This is a genomic window from Nonomuraea sp. bgisy101 (assembly GCF_057708945.1).
The window spans coordinates 1-19,348 of the sequence record NZ_JBYITD010000070.1 but is presented as its reverse complement, the minus strand read 5'-3'; the positions used below and the strand labels follow the sequence as shown (position 1 = coordinate 19,348).

Genomic DNA, 19,348 nt, shown 5'->3' with positions numbered 1-19,348 from the left:
TTTTAATCCGTAGGTTCCGGGTTCGAGCCCCGGGCGCCCTACCACTCCTACCTGCGGCTTCCTTCCGTTTGGGGAAGGTTTCTTACTGATCGTGAGACACGTGTGGGTCATACCTGGGTCACATTGTCAGGCCGCCAGCTTGCGGGTCTTCCGAGCGGTCTTGCGGGTGCTGGCCAGGACCAGCTGCGCGATGGCCTGGGCGGACTGGTGGTACACCTCCGGCAGCACCGAGGTGTAGATGTCCGAGGTCACCACGATGCTGCCGTGCCCCAGCGTGCCCTGCACCACCCGCAGATCCGAGCCTGAGGCCAGGGCGAGGGTTGCCGTACCGTGCCGTAGGTCGTGCAGCCGGATCGGTGGCAGATTGCTGGCTTGTACCAGCTGGGGGAACCGGACGGTGAGATAGTCCGGCCGGACCGGGGCCCCATCCCCGCGGGCGAAGATCGGCCCGGATTCGTTCCAGGCTTCGCCCAGCAGCTGTCGTTGGGCCTGCTCGTGGCGGCGCAGTAGCCGAACCGTCTTGGGGTCCAGCGCGACGATCCGTCGGCTGGCAGCGGTTTTCGGCGGGCAGGCGATCAGCCCGTCGTCGGTGTGCACCAGCTGCCGGCTCACGCTGAGCTCCCGCCGGTCGAGGTCCAGGTCCACCCAGCGCAGACCGGCTGCCTCGCCGCGGCGCAGGCCGCGCAGCGCGATCAGCTGCCACAGCGGATACAGCAGGTCGCCACGGGCGAAGGCGAGGAACTCGGCCAACTGCTCAGCGGTCCACACCGCCACCGCGGGCCGCTCGCCGCTTCGCCGCCATGCCACGACCCGGCGCTCGGTCCACACCTGTGGATACGGCCGGCGCGGTGCGGGCAGCCTGATCATCCGCGCCGGGTTGGAGGCCAGCAGGCCCTCACGGACCGCGGCGTTCAACGCCGCGCGCAGCGTCGCCCGGATCCGATGCAGGGTGGAGGACGCGATCGGCTCACCGTACCGGTTACGCCGCCCGACCAAGACGGCGAACATCCGCGCGATGTCGCGGCCGGCCAGCTCGGCCAGCTCGATCCGACCCAGATACGGGATCAGATACAGCCGCACGTGATCGGCATAGGCCTCGCGAGTGCTGGATCGTAGCTGGTGCTGTGTCTCCAGCCAGTGACGTAGCCACCGTGCCAGCGTGTACCCCCTGGCTGACGGATCGTTCTGATCGGCCGCGATCATCTCGCGGCCCGCCTGGCGGGCCTGTTCGGCTGTGCCGAACCCGCCCCGCCGCAGCCGCTCACGACGCCCGGCCAGACCGCTCACCTGCACCGCGAAGTACCAACTCCCGTGCCATTCCTCGGCCAACCGCAAGCATCGCCTGCCCAGCTGCCTGCCGGTAACCGCATCGGCGCACCCGCACCGCTTATGAACCACACATCGAGCCTGAAGACGTCTCATCGTCTTGCCCCTTCTTGATCGACCTCAAGAGCAAGACAACGCCCGCACGCACCACCCCACAAGAGCCCTGAAGCAAAGACCCAAGGAGACGAAACTCCCTCGAGGCACCCGATCAAAAGCGAACTGCGGTTCCGCCCAGTAGCCGCTCCTCGGCGAGTTCGTCCCACAACCGGTCGGGGACGGGCGCGGCGACCAGGGCGGCGTTGCGACGGACTTCCTCGACGGACCGGACTCCCACCACCACGGAGGTGACCGCAGGGTGGCGGAGCGGGAAGGCGAGCGCGGCCTGCGGAAGGGTGACTCCGTGGCCCTCGCACACTGCGGCGATTCGCCGCGCCCGCTTCAGCAGCTCGTCGGATGCGGGCGCGTAGTCGTAGGTGCCCTGCGGGTCGTGGGTGGCCAGCAGCCCGCTGTTGAATACGCCTGCCGCGAGCACGGACACCCCGCGTTCCAAGCAAAGCGTCAGCAGTTCCGCCTCGGCTGACTGGTCGAGCAGGGTGTAGCGGCCGGCGAGCATGACCAGGTCGACGTCGGTTTCGCGGACGGCACGAGCGAGCGGCTGCCACCGGTTCATACCGACGCCGACACCCTTGACGACTCCCTGGTCGCGCAGCTCCAGCAGGGCGGGCACAGCCTCGTCGACTGCCTGTTGCCACTGGTCGTCGGGGTCGTGTACGAGTGCGATGTCGATCGAGGAGAGACCGAGGCGGTCAAGGCTGTCCCCCAGCGAGCGGCGCACGCCCTCGGCGGAGAAGTCCCACACCCGCCGGTGGTCTGCGGGCACGTCGAAACCCTGGTCGTCACGGCCGCCGCCCTCTGCGGGGACCAGCAACCTGCCCACCTTGGTGGAGAGCGTGAACGACTCGCGGGGTTTACTCGCCAGGAAGGCGCCGAGCCGTCGTTCCGACAGCCCGAGGCCGTAGTGCGGCGCGGTGTCGAACAGCCGGATGCCCGCTTCCCAGGCGGCCTCGGGTTGAAGGTCTCGCTGCTCTTGCCCTTGCCCCACTGGCCACCCGACAGCTCCAGTTGGAACGCGCGCTCGGAGACGTCGTTGGAGACCGCGTATCCGGCCACGCACGCCAGCGCCTCCGCCGGGGAGTCCAGGTAGCGGGCGGTGCGGCCGATCACGACGGCCACCTCGACCTCCCAGTCCGTCTTGACCGAGCCGCGCGGCAGCACGATGTCATCGAACGGCCCGACCACGGTGTTCGGCGGCTTGTAGAACACCACCGGCGACTCCGGCGGGGCGCTGCCCGACTCGGCGGCGTGCGCGGCGTAGTTCAACCCGACGCACACGACCGCGCCAGGCCGGGCTATCGGCGCGCCGACCCGCAGCCCGGTCACGTCGAGCTCCGGCAGGTCGCCCGCCTCGTGCGCCAGCCGTACCCGATCGAGACCTCCCGACGCCAGGAACGCGCCGTCGATGTCGGCCGTCACCGCCGTCAGGTCGTGGTAGGTGCCGGTGCCGTCCAGCAACACCGGCCGCTCCGACCCGGCGGGCCCGATTCGTAGCAACTTCATTCGTCAACCTCTGGTTTGGGCAGGGCATACACGTGCCGGGCGGTTCCGGCGAAGACGGCGTCACGTTCGGACGTGCTCAGCTCCGCGGTGAGGGTTTCGGCAAGAGCCACTACCTCGCCGTACGAAGCGGCGAGCTCGCAGACCGGCCAGTCGGACCCGAACATCACCCGTTCGGGTCCGAAGCAGTCGAACACATGCGAGGCGTAGGGGGCGATGCCGGTGCTGCTCCAGGAGGTCCACGACGCCACGGTGACCAGGCCGGAGAGCTTGCAGCTGACATTGGGCAGTGCGGCCAGGGCGCGGATCTCCCCGGCCCAGGGTTCGAGGTCCCCGGCGGCGATCGGCGGACCGCCAGCGTGGTCGAGGACGAATCGCACCTCGGGGAGCCGCTGGGCCACCGATCGCGCGACAGGCAGCTGATCGTGCCGTACAAGGAGGTCGTAGGCCAGCCCGGCCGTGCCGAGGTGGTCGAGACCGCGCATCACTGCGGGCCTGGCCAGCCATTCGCGGTCCGGCTCGTCCTGCACTTGATGACGGATGCCGACCAGCGGTCCGGTCAGACCGGCCAGGCTGTCGCCGATCGCCGGGTCGGCGAGGTCGACCCAGCCGACCACTCCGGCGATGAGCCCGCCGGAGTCCGCCGCGACGGCCAGGAACTCCTGGGTCTCCTCCAGCGAGGAGACCGTCTGCACCAGGACGGTGCGGTTCACGTCGGCCGCGCTCGTCGCGCTGCGCAGATCGTCGATGCCGTACGGCCTGCGCAGCGGGTCCAGTCCCGCCATCCATGGATAGACGCGGTCGCGGGGATCCCAGAGATGGTGGTGGGCGTCGATCCTCACGGCAACTGCCAGACCAGGTGCGGGAGGGCGGCGGCGGGGTCGAAGTCGCCGTCCAGGAGCAGGTTGATCCTGGCCTGCCACGCCTTGTCCGCCGGGTGGTCCCGCAGGTGCTCCTTGAGGCGCTCGTAGCCCTCCACCTCTACCAGGTGGAACAGGTCGAGCCCGGACCGCCAGATCCGCCAGCTGTGCACGCCGCCCTCCCGGAGGGCGGCGTCCAGGTCGTCGGGAATGACCGCGTGGACCGCCTCGTACTCGGTTTCCTTGCCCGGCTTGAGCCGGGTGTGCAGGACTAGCGTCTGCATCAGGCCTCCTGCCAGATCTTCCCCTGCGGGAAGAAGTAGGCGTTGATTGACGAGGTGTGGATGGTCGCGTTGAATCCGGGCCTGTCCAGAGCCGCGTAGAAGCCGTCTCTTATCACCACGGATTCGACAAAGTGAGATGCCCCGCGCGGCTCGCGTCCAGCGGGCACCGCTCCAGGAGCAGGCGCAGCCGAGGATCGTTCCCCCGATCTCGGGAGAGCGATCCACGGTCCTGCGGCTCAGATCCATGGAGAAGAGCGTCATCGCTCCCCGAGCACTTCCACCTCCGACATGACCAGGTAGTCCGTACCGGCGAGCTGAACGCGGACATAGCGCCCGTTGGCGTTGACCGGCACCTCGGTGGGACGGCCCGCGGCGGCCGACTGATGCACCGCGTGCACTCCAGGGGTCTTGAGCGCCTCGTCCAGCGAGGCGGGAAGCGGGTGGTCGGAGGTCAGGACATAGTAGTCGCGCAGCCTTTCCATGCAGCAGTCGTCGCGATTCCACACGCGAACGGAGTTGATCGACTTGGCCGCGCCCAGGTCGACCTGCCACCACGGTTGCGGCTCCAGTCCGGTGTGCGACAGGGAGTGATCACTGTGGGCGCCGCTGGTGTTGCCGTCGACAGCTAGGTTGGGCGGCCCGTCGTAGGCGACGCTGGACTGGCTGGCGGGCGCGTTCAGCGCCAGGTTGGCGCGGGTCACCTCGACAGGGGTCGTGACGTGCGTGGACAAACCGTCCGCGTGGACGGTCGTGTCGATCTGGTATCGGCCGTATTCGGCGTCAGGCGCCACGCTCATCGTGGTGCTCAGCTTGCGCGTCTGGCCCGGCTCCAGGAACTGCTCGCGGAAGGCGTCCGGTTGGAAGGTGAACGGTCCGTCCGTCCTGACCTGGATGTCGGCCAGGGGGATCTGCCGGTCGCCGGTGTTGGTGACAGCGATGTCGACCGGGGCGGTCTTGCCGCGTTCGATGCGGGCGGGCGCGGTGACCCCCGAGCGGATGAGGGAGGCTCCTGGTGTGTCGAACTTGAACACGTAAGCGTGCTTCAGCGTGGTCGATGCCGGCAGGTCGACGATCAGCCGCCCGTTCTGCTGCCGCCACGGCAGCGGCTTGCCGTCCCCGCCGAGGAGGCTCACCTTGGTACCCGGCCTGACGGGCAGGGTGTCGGCGAGTTCGAGCGTACGGCCCGGCCAGTTCAGGGCCGTGACGTAGAGGGCGTTCTGCCTGGTGGTGAAGCGCACGGGCACGTTCGCCGTCTTGTCCTCGAAGTCGTTCCAGTAGGTGGTGCCGTGGATCGCCTCGCCGTTGGTCCGCATCCAGGCGCCGAGGTCGCGCAGGACCTGCTGCTGGTACTCGGGAATGGTGCCGTCGACGCGCGGCGACATGTTCAGCAGCAGGTTGCCGTTCTTGCTGACGATGTCGACGAACATGTCCACGATCGTCTCGGAGGTGAGCTGCCGGTACGGCGGGCGGATGTCAAACCAGCCCTGGATGGTCTCTGCGGTCTCCCATTTGAACGGCTCGATCGAGGCTAGCTTGGTCCGCTCCGGCGTCAGATAGTCGGGCTGGCGGCGGCCCGAGTGCTCGCCGGGCGCGTCGGTGAGCTTGCACCGGTTGTTGATCAGGACTTCCTTGGGCTGGTCCCGGTTCTTCGCCTGGTTGTAGTAGTGCGCGATGGTGGGGGCCAGGTTCCAGTAGGCGGTGTTGCGCACCCAGTCGCCGTCGCACCAGATGAGGTCGGGATCGTAGGTGTCGATCAGCTCGGTCATCTGGTTGTTCATGAACGCGGGGTAGCTCTCGACCGGCTTGTACCCGGTGTACGGGATCTCCTGGCCGGTGTAGGGGTTGCGCGGCTGCTTGCCGGTCTCCGCGGGGTTGAGCCACTCCCACAGCGAGTAGTAGGCACCCCGCTTGAGCTCGGGCGCCCGCTTCTTCGCCGCGGCGAACAGCTCCCCGACCAGGTCCCGGTGCGGCGGTTGGACCACCGAGTTGCGGTCGGAGTACTTGCTGGGGAACAGGGAGTATCCGTCGTGGTGCTTGGTGGTCAGCACGAAGTAGCCGGCGCCGGAGTCCTTGATCAGGTCCACCCACGAGTCCGGGTCGAACCTGGTCGGCTGGAAGTCCTTGAAGAAGTCGTCGTAGTTGACGTTCTCACCGTATTTCTCCCGGTGGAACTTCCAGGTCGCGGAGTTCGGGGTGTTCATCGAGTTCTGGTACCACTCGTCCTGGCCGGGGACACTGGTCGGCCCCCAGTGGATGAAGACGCCGAGTTTGGTGTCGTTGAACCAGGCGGGCGCCTGGTGCTGGGACAGCGACTCCAGAGTGGGTTCGAAATCGGGAGTTGTCACCATGGAGGGAGTTGTCGCCATGGAGAGGGTGAGGAGTAAGGCGAGGCCTACGTTCATGGCTCAGATCTCCTTTGAGTGAATGAGCCTGATCACGGCTTGGCTGGTCCGGTCGTAGTGGTGGTCGTTGTCGAGCTCGCCGCGTATCCGGAAGTCGCGCATCACCAGCACGCGATCGGCCAGCGTGACCATCTCGGCCAGGTCACTGGTGATGAGCAGGATGGCCATGCCATCGGCGGCGAGCCCCCAGATCAGCTCGTGGAAGGCGCCCTTGGTACGCACGTCGATGCCGACGGTCGGCTCGTCGATGATGAGGATCTCTGTCTCGGCCGCGAGCCACTTGGCCAGCGACACCTTCTGCTGGTTCCCGCCGGACAGCTGCCCGGCGAGCTGGCGGGACGAGGCGAGCTTGATGCCGAGCCGGTCCACCCACATGCTGACCACCTCGCCCTCGCGGGCCGGCGACACGTAGCCGAGCGCGCCGGCGATGCGCCCCCAGACGGTCACGGCGATGTTGCGCGAGACCGGCTGGTCGAGGAAGAGGCCCTCCTCCTTGCGGTTCTCGGTCACGTAACCGATCCGGTGCTTGGCCAGGGCCTGCCGTACGTCCTTGATGACCACGTTCTTTCCGCGCACCCGCACCGAGCCCGACTCGATGGGCTCGAGTCCGAGCAGTGCCTTGGCCAGCTCCGACCGGCCGGATCCGACCAGGCCGTAGAGTCCGACGATCTCGCCCGGCCGGACGGAGAGCGAGACCTCGCGGTGGCCGGCCGCCGTCGAGATCCGGTCCAGCTCAAGTACGGCGGGCTGTGTGGCAGGCGGGCGCGGCGGGAACGACAGGGCCTCCCGCGAGCGGCCCACCATGAGATCGATCAGGTCGTCCTTGGCGTGATCGGCGATCGGCTCGGCGTCCAGCACCGTGCGGCCGTCGCGCAGGACGGTGACGGTGTCGCAGATCGCGAAGACCTCCTCGAGCTTGTGGCTGACGAAGAGCACCCCCGTCCCGGTGTCGGCGAGCTTGCGCACGACGGTGAACAGCAGCTCCGCCTCCGCCGGGCTGACCGAGGCGGTGGGTTCGTCGAGCAGCAGCACGCGGCTCTCGCCGTACAGGGCCTTGGCGATCTCGACGAGCTGCCGTTGAGCGACCGACAGCCTGTCGACCCGCACATCGGCGTCGAGGTCGACGTCGAGCAGACCGAGGATGCGCCGGGCCTCCGCCCGCATGTGCGCCCGGTCGACCAGGCCGCGCCGTATCGGAAGCCGCTGCAGGGCGATGTTCTCGGCCACCGAGAAGGCGGGGATGAGGTTGCGTTCCTGATGGACCGCGCCGATCCCGGCCTGCGCCGCCTCGGTCGGCGACCTCAGCGTCACCGCCTCACCGCCGATGAGCAGGCGGCCCTGGTCGGGGCGCTGCACTCCGGTGAGGATCTTGATGAGGGTCGACTTGCCCGCGCCGTTCTCGCCCAGCAGGGCGTGCACGGAGCCGGCTTCCAGCCGCAGGCTCGCACCGTCGAGGGCGCGGACGCCGGGAAAGACCTTCACCAGTTGGTCTGCGACGATCACGATGAACCCCCTGACCGGCGCGTCTCGCGCGCGCGGGTGAGCACGACCGTGCCGAGCACGACGGCGCCGACCACGAAGTTCACCCAGCTCGGCTGGAGGGAGAACTCTGCGCGCGCGCTGTCGACGAGGCGCACGATGAACGCCGCCAGCACAGTGCCGAGCACCACGGCCGTGCCGCCGGTGAGCACCGCGCCGCCGATGATCGGGGCGGCGAAGCTGGGCAGCAGCCAGTCCCCGCCGATGCTCCTGTTGACGCCGGGAGAGACCGCCACCGTCACCACGGCCGTGATGGCGACCACCAGACCCGACAGGGTGTGCGCGAGGACGATGGAGCGGTCGTTGGAGACGCCTGACAGCGTGGCGGCCAGCGGGTTCGAGCCGGAGGCCAGCATCCTACGGCCCGGCGCCGCGGCCCTGAAGAACACCGCGACCAGCGCGGCCACGCCCAGAGCGAGCAGGAAGACGAGTGGGATGTTCAGGACGGACGCCTGGCCGAACTCCTTCAGGCCGGGTGAGTAGTCACTGACGGTTCGGGTCCCGACCAGGCGGTACTGCGCGCCGATCAGGATCGTCATCGTGGCGAGCGTGACGACGAACCCGTTGATACGGGTGAACACCACCAGCGCACCCGTCAGCGCGCCGACGGCCGCGCCGAGCGCCAGCCCGATCACGATGGCGGCTGGGGCGGGAACGCCGAGATCGGCCATGAGCACACCCATCGCGCAGGCGAGGAACCCGCCGAGCGCGCCGACGGCCAGGTTGAGCTGGCCGACGCTCAGCGCGATCATCTGGGCCAGGCCGATCAGCACTGGCACGGGCAGGAACTGGAAGAAGGTCTGCACGGCGTTGCCGGAGGCGAACGCCCCGCCTGACGCCACCACGAGCGAGAGGTAGCCGGCGACACAGATCGCGATGAGCATCCTCACGATTTCACCCCCCGGCGTTGAAGGAAGCGATCAGCGGACAGCGCGAGCAGGAGGATGACGCCCAGATACACGTTGAGATATTCCAGGCCGATCCCGACCAGTTCGAGCCCTCTGCGGATCACCAGGGTCAGCGACGTGCCGAGGAACGTGCCGATGACGGAGACCACTCCCCCGGCCATTGCGGTGCCGCCGAGAATCGCGCCGAGAAAGGAGGGCAGCAGGAACTCCTCGCCGATCGTCGCCCGAAACGACCCGGTGGTGACCGCGAGCATGAATCCGGCCAGCCCCGCCAGCAGCCCGCTCAGCAGGTGCGCGGTGACCACCCGGCGGCGCGTCGGGATGCCCGACAGCTCGGCGGCGAGCGGGTTGGACCCGGTCAGCAACAGCTCCCTACCGGGCCGCGTGCCGTGGTAGAGGTATCCGAGCGCCAGCATCGGCGCCACCGCGAGCAGCATCATCTGCGGTACGGCGGGCGACCCGCACACGTTGCCCAGGCACACATCGCCCAGCGAGTACTGGCGCAGCTCGCGCATGCCATCGGGTTTGACGGTGAAGGCCGCGTTCGCGGTGAGCGCCGTGTAGACGACCGGGATCAGGCCCAGGAGCGCGAAGTCCATCGCGAGCGTGACCACGAAGGAGTTGACCCCGGTCCTGGCAATGATCCAGCCGGTGAAGGCGCCGATCGCCGCGCCCGCCAGGAGGCCGATGCAGAGGCCGGCGTACAACGGCAGGTGGAGCCGGTCGTAGGACAGCCCCATGAACATCGCGGAGAACGCCGCCATGCGGCCCACCGCGAGGTTCATGTGCCCGATGGAGAGCACGACCATCTGGGCCAGCCCGACGACGGTGTAGATGGCGATGTCGCGCAGCAGCGGGAAGAGCACGAGCCGCTCGTCGAAGAAGGCCGGGCTCAGCGTGCCGAACACAACGACGAGCACGACGATCAGGCCGAGCAGTCCGAACAGGGGCTTGCGGGTGCTCACGCCATCCGCCGCCTGTCGATGGCGTCGCGGTCCCAGTCGATGCCGAGCCCGGGGGTTTCGGGAGCGACGGCGTGCCCGGCCACGATCTCCAGCTCGCCGTGGGTGATGGCCCGCAGCTGCGGGATGTGTTCCACGTATCTGCCGTTGGGGATCGCTGCGGCCAGGCTGACGTGCAGTTCCATGAGGAAGTGCGGGCAGACGGCGATGTTGGCCGCCTCGGCGAGGTGCGCCACCTTGAGCCACGGGGTGATCCCGCCGACCCGTGCCACGTCCACCTGGACGATGGAGGCGGCGCCCGCGGCCAGGTATTCGCGGAATTGCCCGATGGAGTACATCGACTCGCCGACGGCGACCGGGATCGACGTTGCCCGCGCCAGGTGGGCGTGGCCGGACAGGTCGTCGGCCGGCATCGGCTCCTCGAACCAGAAGATGTCGAGAGCCTCGAACGCGCGGGCCCGCCGCGTCGCCTCCGCATGGGTGAAGGACTGGTTGGCGTCGACCATGATGTCCATCGCCGGTCCCACGGCCTCGCGGACCTCGCGCAGCCGCTCCACGTCCTCGTGAAGGCTGGGCTTGCCGACCTTGATCTTGACTCCCGGCCAGCCGGCCTGCTGCGAGGCCTTGGCACCGCGAGCGAGCTCGTCCGCAGACAGGTGCAGCCAGCCTCCCTCGGTGTCGTACATCGGCACCTGCCGCCTGAACCCGCCTGCCAGCCGCCACAGCGGCTCACCGGCCCGCAGGCAGCGCAGGTCCCACAGGGCGGTGTCCACCGCGGCGAGCGCGAGCGAAGTGATCGCCCCCACGGCCGTTGCCCTGGTGTGCGCGAACAACTCGAACCACAGCCGCTCGATGTCCCGGGCGTCCTGCCCCACCAACTGCGGGAGCAGGTGTTCGCGCAGCATGGACAGCACCGCCCGGCCGCCGGTCCCGATGGTGTAGGCGTAGCCCGTGCCGGTGTTCCCGTCGTCGGTGCCCAGCTCGACGAAGATCGTTTCTTGCTTGACGAAGGCCTGCACGGCATCCGTCCGTACGGTTTCCACTTCCAGGTCGACGAGGTAGGCGTCGACCTGACGGATCTTGGTCACCCATGGCTCCTAGCGGCAGGAGAGCAGCTCAACGGCGAACCGCTGCTTGATCTGCTCGGACGTCTTGCGCCGCTCGGTGTCGTAACCGTCGACGTTCTCTTTGGTGACGAGGAAGGACCCGGAGTCGATCACCACTCCCGGCTGCCGCATCGTGCACTGCTGACTCTGCAGCAGCGCCAGCGCCCACGAGCCGACATAGGCCTGCCCACGCGGGTTCTGCGCGATCGTCGCGTAGGCCGATCCCTCGCGGATCGCGCGGAGGATCTCCGGATCGTCGTCGATCGCCACCACCTTGATCGGCAACCCGGCCTTCTTCACGCCCGCGGCCGCGGCCACGGCGGGGTTGTAGGCCGTGCTGACGATGCCGCCGATCTCCTTGCCGCGCGCGGCCAGCAGGTCGGCCACCGCCTTCTGGGCCGTCTGCAAGTCCTTGTCGACGTCGGCCACGACGGGCAGGAGCTTCACCGCGCCGGAGGTCTCCTCGACCGCCTTGTCCACGCCCTTGATCCGGCGCTGGGTGTTGGCGTCGACGTTGTTGCCGGTCAGGTGCACGAGCACGCCCTTGCCGCCCATGGCGTCAACGGCGGCCTTGGCCGCCTTGTAGGCCGCCACCTCTACGTCGGTGGACAGGCAGAAGTCGGCTTCGTTGGTGTCCCCGGCGGGGCACGAGGCGAGCGAGGCGACGGCGAAGCCCTTGCTCTTGAGGTCGCCGAAGGTCGTGTTGATGTCGGTGGGAGAGACTCCGAAGACGCCGAAGGCGTTGTAGCCCTGGGCCGCCAGCGAGTCGAGCAGGTTGTTCTGCTTGGCCTGATCCCATTCTGCGGTCTCGTTGAAGACGACCCCGCCCAGCTGGAAGTTGGCGGCCGACTGGCGCGCCGCCTCCTTCCAGGGCTGAAAGTAGGGGTGTGCGCCGCCGGACACCAGCGCCACCTTGACCTTCGAGCCCTCCCGGAGCTCCACGGGCCCCGAAGCCGTGGCGGTGGGGGCAGCAGTGGGGGCGGCTGCGGATTCTGTGGGTCGGGTGCTGCAGCCGACCAGGCCGAGCAGGATCAGGCAACAGGCTGCTGATGGAGCGATTCTCATGTTGAATCCGAGATCGTATAGGAAATATCCTGGCTGATAATGCTAGGGTGAGTCGAAGTAGTCAAGGGGTCGTCGAAGGGATGTCGGGTGACCGGGATAGCCCTGCCGCACCGCACGGTGCTCTCAGACAGCGTCTACGAGGCCGTCAAGGCGCTCATCATGGATCACACCCTCGAACCGGACGCGAAGATCAACATTGACGCGCTGACCCGCCTTCTGGAGGTCTCCCACACCCCGGTCCGCGAGGCCCTGGCCCGCCTCGAGTCCGACGGGCTGGTCATCAAGCTGCCCCTTCGCGGCTACAGCATCAGCCCGCTGCTCACCCGCAAGGAGTTCGAGGACCTCTACGAGCTGCGACTCCTCCTGGAGCCGCCCAGCGCACGCCGCGCCGCGGAGGCGATGACCCCGGAGGGCAGGCGGGCGCTGCAGGAGGAGATGACCTCGTGCGAGGAGGCCCCTTCGGGCAGCCACTACGAGGACTACAAGGCCATCACCGCCCACGACGCCCGCCTGCACGACCTGATCATGGCGCTGGCCGGAAACGACGCCATCCGACTCGCGTTGGAACGCACCCACAGCCACCTGCACCTGTTCCGGCTGCACTACGGCAGCCCGATCGGCTCCCGGGCGCTGAAGGAACACCAGGCGATCGTCACCGCCCTGGTGGCCGGCGACCCCGCCGAGGCGGAGTCCACGATGCGCGCCCACCTCGAACGCGCCCGCGACCGGCTATCGGCCGCCTTCGAGTAACCGCGGCGGGAACGTTTACCCCTCGCGTCCCGTCGGATACTGATCAGCAGCAGATAGATCATGGCGTTGACCCCAAGCTGAAGCGTGTCAGAACTCAGCTCAATAGGTTGACCTGGCCCTTCTGACGGTGCTTGATCCGACCGACCGACAGTGCAATCACGTCGCAATCATCGGTGGGAGCGCGAAGGTCCATGGAGTGGTGCGGCGGCTGGCATCCGCCACCTGGCGCGCGGGAGAGCTGTCCGGCGGCAACCGGCAGAAGATCTCCCTGGCCAAGTGGCTCGCGGCCGAGACCGAGATCCTCATCATCGACGAGCCGACCGCCGGGATCGACGTGCGCACCAAGGGCCCATTCCACGAGCTGATCTGGGGGCTCTGCGCCTGCCGAAAACCTCATCCACGCAGTTCAAGCTGCATGTGAGTATTCGTGGAGGACCCCGCCGAGCCGGTCTCGTCGGCGTATGTTCAGCGCGATGACTCTGCGCCTGCCGAAAACTCTATCCATCCAGGTCAAGCGGCATGTGAGTACTCGTGGAGAACCCCTCCGAGCCGATCTCGCCGGCCTATGCTCAGGTTGGCGATACGGCTCGGATCGGTGATCGGATCCGGGACGGCGCGTAGTGGAGCAGCTTGGGCCAGGGCTTGATGGGCGCGGTGCCGGTTGTAGAACCGTTCGTACTCGCGCAAGGCGTGACGCAGGTGGCGTTCGTTCCAGATCAGGCAGCGGTCCAGAAGCTCTCGACGGCACGACTGCACCCACCTCTCCATGACCGCATTCATACGCGGCACCCGGATCCCGGTGAGCACGGCCTGGATGCCAGCGTCGGCGAGGATCTCGTCCATAAGGAGCGGGAACTTCGCGTCTCGGTCTCGGATCAGATAGCGCGCCCGGCGGCCCGCATCCTCCAGATCCATCACGAGATTCTTGATCGCCTGGATGACCCAGCTCGCGTTCGGGTGCGCGGTAGTGCCCAGCACTCGAACGCGCCTGGTGGCGTGCTCGATGACCGCCAGGATGTACTGGCGCTGCCCATCGAGGGTGATGGTCTCGATGAAATCGCAGGCCAACAGGGCATCGGCCTGCGAGCGCAGGAAGTCGGCCCACGTGGTCGGCGCCCGCTCAGGTGCCGGATCAAGCCCTTCCTGTTTGAGGATCTCCCAGACCGTCGACGCAGCGACCTTGATGCCGAGCGTGGTGAGCTCGCCGTGCACCCGGCGGTATCCCCAGGCCGGATTCTCGCGAACCAGCTGGCACCGCGATCTGATGAAACGGCGTCACGCCCGTGGCTGTCGGCCGAACAGACGAGGTCGCCCGCCCACGGTTCGACGCAGGACGGTATCCGACCGGACGAGAAGCCGGAGCTGGTGCAGGATCTCGCGCGGCAGCGATGTCAGGAGCGCGGCAAGAAAGGCCCGGTCCTCTGGGGCGAATCTCACCCTGGTGTCGGTGCCGAGCTGCCGCTCAAGGACGGTGATCTGGTGGCGCAGGGCGAGAATCTCGATCTCCTTGTCCCGATCGCCCATCGGCAGCAACCGCAGCGCGCCGAAGGCGTTGGAAACGGCGAGATAGGCCAGGCGAAGGAGCACGGCCGATCATCATGCCGCACGCTCTTCCTCCTTCTGGCGGTAGAGATCGCGCACGCCTCACAAGGCCATTACCTGGGCGGATGTAATTGTCGGCAGGCGCACCCCGCCGATGACCGGCAGGCCAGACGGGCCAACCGCACGGCCAGGTCAGGAGTCCTGCGCCCGGCCCTCGCCTCCCGCCGCGATGCGGGAGGCGGGGGCCGGGCGGCCGGGGCTACCGGAGCACGCCCGCGCCACCTTCGTGCCGCGACAACGACGGTGCACCCCTCCCCACTCCCACCCCTGGCGGATCGTGACGCCCGGCCCGGGCCGTGGACGGCTGCCGGCGCAGGCGTGCTGTGCCGGCAACGTGGACCTGCCCGCCCGTACCCGCACGTTGCGGGCCGGGCGGGCCGGGGTCAGATGCACCGGATGTCGGTCCCGACGCCGTAAATACGACCATTGTTCGCTCTGACTGAAGCCACGGCTTTCACGCACTCCCGGACTGTCGTCGAGACGGTTTGGCTGCGTCCCTTCACAATGCCGTCCCAGAAATCTGCGAAGATGCAGGAACCAGACCGAGAACAGGCGGAGATCGACACTGCCACCTCTTTCGGCTTTCCCCATGTGACCTCGGTGGAATTGAAGAACGCACACGCTACGCGGGTTCGGGCGTTGTAGTAGTAGTGCAGGTAGCCCGCCTTGACCTTCCCGCTCTGGCCGGGGACGAAGATCGGTACGTGCTCGATCTGGGAACCGCTGCAGCTTGGCAGCGCGGACAGGCCCGCGGCGGCAGAGACGGTTCGGGCTGGCAGGGCTGTGGCCTGGGCCGGGGCGGCAACGAGGCCAGCCAGGACCAGCGACGCTGCAGCCGCGGCGGCTGTCCGCACAAGAGGAGACATCATGGACACGCGAGTGGATGCTTTCTCTGGACAGGAAGTGCCAGGGGACGGTGATCCCCGCCACCTGGGGGTCTCCTGCTGCCGACGGCTAGCTGGATCCCCCGGGGGCTTGGCGGTAGTAGTGAAGAAGTTTCCGGTTGGCGTGGCTTGCGGGCCTGCGTGACGGTGGGGCCAGTGACGCGGCGGAGGATCGGGCGTTCAGCGAGCATCGGGAGCAGGCGTCGACGAGCCGGGCCTTCTTCAGACCGGCCAGCTGCTCACGGAGCTCGGCCGGGGCAGTGACGAGCAGCGCCTGCAGCTCGTTGAGGCAGGCGGTGCGAGCCTTCACCGCGCCGGCGCGGACCAGATGGAGCACACGGATCGACTCGGCTACTCCGTTTCCGCTCTTCGGGACGGCGCCAGCCCTGTCGGCCAGGACGGCTTCGGCAGCGGAGTAGGAGTCCAGTGGATCAGACTTGCCTTTGGTCCTGCGCTGCCGCCGGTCCGGGCGATTGACCTCGACCACCTTGACCTTCGCGCTGCTCAAGTGACGAGCCAGGGCGGCTCCGTAGGAGCCGGTGCCTTCGACCCCCACCGCATGCAGCCGGCCGAAGGAGCGCATCCACTCCAGCAGGTCGGTGTATCCCGCTCTGGTCGCCGGGAACTCACGATCGGCGACCCGGCGCCCATTCATCAACACCACCGCGGCGTGATGAGTGTCGGCATGCGTGTCTATCCCGCCCACGATTCGACGCGCCTTGGGCTTTTGAACTCGGTCATGTGTGCACCCTCTCGGCTCGGGGATATCCGAAGGCGGTGCGCGCCGGGTAGCCGAGCAGGCAGACCAGTGACGGGACGGGTTCTCTCGCCGAGGCTTCTGACTTGTTGAATGAGGTCAGACGCCGGGGTCTGCAGCCTTAGCGTTCAGGGTGCCGGTCGGCGCAGGTCCGCAGGCTTCTTGCCGCCCTGGTGGTTGGCTCACTGATAGCGTGCCATGCCGCCGGCACCTGCCGTGGTGTGGCTCGACAGAGGCATGACCTGCTCAATTTTCAAGTCAGGGTGCCCGCCACGGCGCGACCCGAAGTCGTCGGCCACCGTGGAGCCTTCCCCCGTGATCACCATCGGAATCGACCCGCACAAGTCCTCCCTCACCGCCGTGGCCGTCGATGCCGCCGGCCACCCGATCAGCCAGCGGCGGTTCACCGTCGACTCCGGCACCTTCCGCCGGCTCACCACCTGGGCCGCGGCATGGCCCGGGCGCCGATTCGCCATTGAGGGCGCCAACGGCCTCGGCCGCGGCATCGCCCAGCAGCTGGCCGCCGCCGGCGAGCATGTGCTGGATGTCCCAGCGACGTTGTCGGTACGCGCCCGCCTGCTGAGCACCGGTGGTGGACGCAAGAGCGACCCCGCTGACGCCCTCAGCGTTGCCCAGGTCGCCCTCTATCGACACGACCTGCGAATTGTCACGTCCGAAGACCAGACCACCATCTTGCGGCTGCTGGCTGAACGCCGCGACGACCTGGCTCAGGAACGAACTCGTATCCTCAACCGCCTGCACGGGCTGATCCGCGAGTTGATCCCCGGCGGCGCGGCTACCGGCCTGTCTGCAGACAAGGCAGCCGCCCTGTTGCGCACCGTCCGCCCCACCAGCGCCACTCAGGCCCTGCGGCGTGATCTGGCCCGTGACCTCCTTGCTGATCTACGGCGCATCGACCAGCGGCTCAAGGATAACGAAGCACAATCGCGGGACGCGCTGGCCGCCGCGGGCAGCACGTTGACCGACATTCACGGCGTCGGTGTCGTCCTGGCCGCCAAGATTCTCGGCCACGTCGGTGATGTCGCGCGGTTTCGCACCGCGGATCAGTTCGCCAGCTACACCGGCACCGCACCCCTAGACGCCTCCAGCGGCGATCAGATCCGGCACCGGCTCAACACCGGCGGCAACCGCCAGCTCAACTCCGCCCTACACACCATCGCCGTATGCCAAGCCCGTGATCCCGGTCCCGGGCGCGTCTACTACCAGCGGAAAATCACCGAGAACAAAACCCCCGCCGAAGCCCGCCGCGCGCCCAAACGACGCCTGTCCAACGTGATCTACCGACACATCCGAAAAGACCAACAACGAGTCGCACCCGCAGCCGCTTGACACACAGAGGCGCTATCAAGCCACACGCGGCCAGCCCGACACACCTTCGGGAGTGCACCCCAGAAGAGGCGACAGATCGTGCCGATGGCACCAGAAGGACCAAGGCCAGGTAAGACAAGGGTTAACCTCAGGGGAGAACACGTCCTGCCCCTGCAACGACATCCGCAGCAGCAGTCGTTCCCGATAGCACCAGTCTCACTGGTAAGACAGCAACGAGGCCCCGGTCGGGGCATCGGATCTTGGTCGACTGCTGTCTTTCGGGAGCCTCGTCTCATCCGCCACCGCTTTGCGACGTACCCATCGTGACCAGCGCCGTCACGATGGAAAGGGCTCATGGATCAGGGGTGGCGGGAAGCGCTGCCTCCCGGCCGTTCCGGCGCCGAGATGATCGCCAAGGAATCGCCTCTCACATCTCCGTAGCTCGCCCACCTGCCCCCTGTAACCCTCTTGGTGCTCACGTCCACTTCTTCTGTGTGGCCTGTCGTCTTCACCCACGAGGAGCGCTCATGGCGGAGTACCGGTTCCACTCTCCCCCTGGTTGGCCGGTCCCGTTCCGCGGCTGGAAGCCTCGCGCGGGGTGGCAGCCGGATCCGTCGTGGCCCCCGACTCCCGCGGGGTTGGACAACCGACAGCCCGAACTCTTGGACTGAAATCGGCCCATTGGTCGTGACGCACTACTCGAAGCGCCAGATCCGCACGCTTGCGTCGTATCCGCTTGACACGATCACCTTTGCACCATCGGTACGTTGCCCAATCGCCACTGCCCATACGGGCTCAGTGTGGCCTTTCCATGGCCGCCCGAGAGACCTACCGATATTCAGATCCCACAAACGCAAGACCTTGTCGCCACCTGCCGAGATAATCGTCGTCCTCCCGCGCACTTCACCAATAGCAAGTGCGAGAACCAGATCAGAGTGCCCGACCAAGGGGCGCCCCAGGGGTCTGCCGCTCTCCAAATCCCAGCGTCGGACGGTGTTGTCTCCGCCTGCTGACACAATAACGCCAGCGCCACCTCGCCTCTTCGATATCGCCACCTCGAGAACTTCGCCAGTGTGCCCCTTCATCGGGCGCCCCACCGGCTTACCGGTGTCTAGGTCCCAAATCCGAATCGTCTTGTCGTAGCTGGCCGAAGCGATTACTCGCGTCCCATCGCGGCGCTGCCCGACTACTACCTTTAGCACCTGATCCTTGTGTCCCTTCAAGGGCTTCCCCAGCGGCTCACCGGTATCAAGACTCCACAGATGAATTGCTTTGTCCTCGCCGCCAGAGATGATTACTGGGGTGCCATCACTGCGTTGGCCAACGGCGACCGTCCAAATGTCGGCGGGTGCATTGAGAGGCCGCCCAATCGGCTTTCCTGTATCAAGATCCCAGATTCGAATGGTCGCGTCCCAGCTTCCTGAAACGATGACTCGTGTTCCATCTGTGCGACGACCGAGAGCTACAGCAACAACGTCAAGGTCATGCCCCTTGAGAGATGCCCAGAGAGGCTTACCTGTATCCAAGCTCCAAATTCGAACTGTGTCTCCGGCACCGGCCACGATGACCCTCGTGCCATCGCTCCGCTCTCCGACGGTCAGAGCTGCTGCTCTTACCCGTATCCCCGATAGAGGCTTGCCATTGGGTGGCGCTACCTCTGAAGCATGGGCAACGCCGAGAACTCCCACTGACTTGGGCCCGATCGGCTGAGAGGTCCCATACGCAGGCCCGACAGACATGGGCAGGATCAGAGCTAGCGCAAGTCCAACCCACCCAGCTCTCCAGGCTCGCGCGCGGTACCGAGTATCCGATGCTGCGCCTCGACGGGCGAGGTCTTTCATGAACAGCTCCCTGATTCCCACATTGTTAATCAGAGGCACCCTATATGGGCAAATAGGCGATCACCAGGGCTGTCATGCAACTTCAGGAGAATTCGTTCAGCACCCGGCCGGTCGAACTC

18 protein-coding genes and 1 pseudogene are annotated in these 19,348 nt (G+C 67.3%); 3 read left to right on the top strand and 16 right to left on the bottom strand.

The window, feature by feature from the left end:
* Positions 1-126: 126 nt before the first annotated feature.
* The 11 genes and pseudogenes from AC3EO4_RS54310 to AC3EO4_RS54260 form a co-directional block, all read right to left on the bottom strand.
* Positions 127-1,203 (bottom strand): site-specific integrase, encoded by a 1,077-nt coding sequence (locus tag AC3EO4_RS54310; RefSeq protein WP_431904476.1) that lies wholly within the window; start codon positions 1,201-1,203, stop codon positions 127-129.
* Positions 1,204-1,534: 331 nt separating this feature from the next.
* Positions 1,535-2,428, bottom strand: coding sequence for an aldo/keto reductase (locus AC3EO4_RS54305; protein WP_431904479.1), 894 nt, complete (start codon positions 2,426-2,428; stop codon positions 1,535-1,537).
* 14 nt (positions 2,429-2,442) lie between these two features.
* Positions 2,443-2,943, bottom strand: a pseudogene (locus AC3EO4_RS54300) (fumarylacetoacetate hydrolase family protein); the annotation flags it as partial.
* The gene (locus tag AC3EO4_RS54295) at positions 2,940-3,782 is read right to left on the bottom strand and encodes an amidohydrolase family protein (RefSeq protein WP_379575447.1); all 843 of its coding nucleotides are present in this window, start codon (positions 3,780-3,782) and stop codon (positions 2,940-2,942) included. The gene AC3EO4_RS54295 and the pseudogene AC3EO4_RS54300, both read right to left, overlap by 4 nt.
* Complete coding sequence (locus AC3EO4_RS54290) at positions 3,779-4,084, bottom strand: L-rhamnose mutarotase (protein ID WP_431904471.1); 306 nt, start codon at positions 4,082-4,084, stop codon at positions 3,779-3,781. The genes AC3EO4_RS54295 and AC3EO4_RS54290 overlap by 4 nt, the downstream gene beginning before the upstream one ends.
* A 257-nt stretch (positions 4,085-4,341) precedes the next feature.
* Complete coding sequence (locus tag AC3EO4_RS54285) at positions 4,342-6,486, bottom strand: alpha-L-fucosidase (RefSeq protein WP_431904469.1); 2,145 nt, start codon at positions 6,484-6,486, stop codon at positions 4,342-4,344.
* A 3-nt stretch (positions 6,487-6,489) separates the two neighbouring features.
* Positions 6,490-7,989 carry a sugar ABC transporter ATP-binding protein gene (locus tag AC3EO4_RS54280; RefSeq protein WP_431904467.1) on the bottom strand — a complete coding sequence of 500 codons (1,500 nt, stop codon included), beginning with the start codon at positions 7,987-7,989 and terminating at the stop codon, positions 6,490-6,492.
* On the bottom strand, positions 7,986-8,909 hold the full coding sequence (locus tag AC3EO4_RS54275; RefSeq protein ID WP_379582484.1) for an ABC transporter permease: 924 nt from the start codon (positions 8,907-8,909) through the stop codon (positions 7,986-7,988). Before AC3EO4_RS54275 ends, AC3EO4_RS54280 begins: the two co-directional genes overlap by 4 nt.
* Positions 8,910-8,911: 2 nt before the next feature.
* Positions 8,912-9,898: an ABC transporter permease gene (locus AC3EO4_RS54270; protein ID WP_379582478.1), complete on the bottom strand. Its 987-nt coding sequence runs from the start codon at positions 9,896-9,898 to the stop codon at positions 8,912-8,914.
* Positions 9,895-10,983 carry a mandelate racemase/muconate lactonizing enzyme family protein gene (locus AC3EO4_RS54265; RefSeq protein ID WP_379582476.1) on the bottom strand — a complete coding sequence of 363 codons (1,089 nt, stop codon included), beginning with the start codon at positions 10,981-10,983 and terminating at the stop codon, positions 9,895-9,897. Before AC3EO4_RS54265 ends, AC3EO4_RS54270 begins: the two co-directional genes overlap by 4 nt.
* Before the next feature lie 9 nt (positions 10,984-10,992).
* A complete protein-coding gene (locus AC3EO4_RS54260; protein ID WP_431904463.1) occupies positions 10,993-11,943 on the bottom strand; it encodes a substrate-binding domain-containing protein in 951 nt (316 codons plus the stop codon).
* Between the two features lie 210 nt (positions 11,944-12,153).
* On the opposite strand from AC3EO4_RS54260, the gene AC3EO4_RS54255 reads away from it, so the two are divergent.
* Both AC3EO4_RS54255 and AC3EO4_RS54250 read left to right on the top strand, forming a co-directional pair.
* Positions 12,154-12,816 (top strand): GntR family transcriptional regulator, encoded by a 663-nt coding sequence (locus AC3EO4_RS54255; RefSeq protein ID WP_379582472.1) that lies wholly within the window; start codon positions 12,154-12,156, stop codon positions 12,814-12,816.
* Positions 12,817-13,012: 196 nt separating this feature from the next.
* On the top strand, positions 13,013-13,237 hold the full coding sequence (locus tag AC3EO4_RS54250; protein WP_379582470.1) for an ATP-binding cassette domain-containing protein: 225 nt from the start codon (positions 13,013-13,015) through the stop codon (positions 13,235-13,237).
* Between the two features lie 89 nt (positions 13,238-13,326).
* Here the strand turns inward: AC3EO4_RS54250 and AC3EO4_RS54245 are convergent, their stop codons facing one another.
* The 4 genes from AC3EO4_RS54245 to AC3EO4_RS54230 form a co-directional block, all read right to left on the bottom strand.
* Positions 13,327-14,028 carry an integrase core domain-containing protein gene (locus AC3EO4_RS54245; protein ID WP_431904460.1) on the bottom strand — a complete coding sequence of 234 codons (702 nt, stop codon included), beginning with the start codon at positions 14,026-14,028 and terminating at the stop codon, positions 13,327-13,329.
* A gap of 63 nt (positions 14,029-14,091) precedes the next feature.
* Complete coding sequence (locus AC3EO4_RS54240) at positions 14,092-14,403, bottom strand: hypothetical protein (protein ID WP_431904457.1); 312 nt, start codon at positions 14,401-14,403, stop codon at positions 14,092-14,094.
* 398 nt (positions 14,404-14,801) lie between these two features.
* A complete protein-coding gene (locus AC3EO4_RS54235) occupies positions 14,802-15,293 on the bottom strand; it encodes a hypothetical protein (RefSeq protein WP_379580797.1) in 492 nt (163 codons plus the stop codon).
* A gap of 79 nt (positions 15,294-15,372) precedes the next feature.
* Positions 15,373-16,008: an IS110 family transposase gene (locus AC3EO4_RS54230; RefSeq protein ID WP_379580798.1), complete on the bottom strand. Its 636-nt coding sequence runs from the start codon at positions 16,006-16,008 to the stop codon at positions 15,373-15,375.
* 366 nt (positions 16,009-16,374) lie between these two features.
* On the opposite strand from AC3EO4_RS54230, the gene AC3EO4_RS54225 reads away from it, so the two are divergent.
* Positions 16,375-17,409 (top strand): IS110 family RNA-guided transposase, encoded by a 1,035-nt coding sequence (locus AC3EO4_RS54225; RefSeq protein WP_431904453.1) that lies wholly within the window; start codon positions 16,375-16,377, stop codon positions 17,407-17,409.
* Between the two features lie 674 nt (positions 17,410-18,083).
* Here AC3EO4_RS54225 and AC3EO4_RS54220 read toward each other — a convergent pair.
* Positions 18,084-19,127, bottom strand: a complete 1,044-nt coding sequence (locus AC3EO4_RS54220; protein ID WP_431904450.1) for a WD40 repeat domain-containing protein — start codon at positions 19,125-19,127, stop codon at positions 18,084-18,086.
* Between the last annotated feature and the right edge of the window lie 221 nt (positions 19,128-19,348).

What these genes read in the sequence shown, in the direction of transcription:
- AC3EO4_RS54310 (WP_431904476.1), bottom strand. Translation starts at nt 1,203, where the DNA reads ATGATCGCGGCCGATCAGAACGATCCGTCAGCCAGGGGGTACACGCTG.
- AC3EO4_RS54290 (WP_431904471.1), bottom strand. Translation starts at nt 4,084, where the DNA reads ATGCAGACGCTAGTCCTGCACACCCGGCTCAAGCCGGGCAAGGAAACC.
- AC3EO4_RS54285 (WP_431904469.1), bottom strand. Translation starts at nt 6,486, where the DNA reads ATGAACGTAGGCCTCGCCTTACTCCTCACCCTCTCCATGGCGACAACT.
- AC3EO4_RS54275 (WP_379582484.1), bottom strand. Translation starts at nt 8,909, where the DNA reads ATGCTCATCGCGATCTGTGTCGCCGGCTACCTCTCGCTCGTGGTGGCG.
- AC3EO4_RS54220 (WP_431904450.1), bottom strand. Translation starts at nt 19,127, where the DNA reads ATGTCTGTCGGGCCTGCGTATGGGACCTCTCAGCCGATCGGGCCCAAG.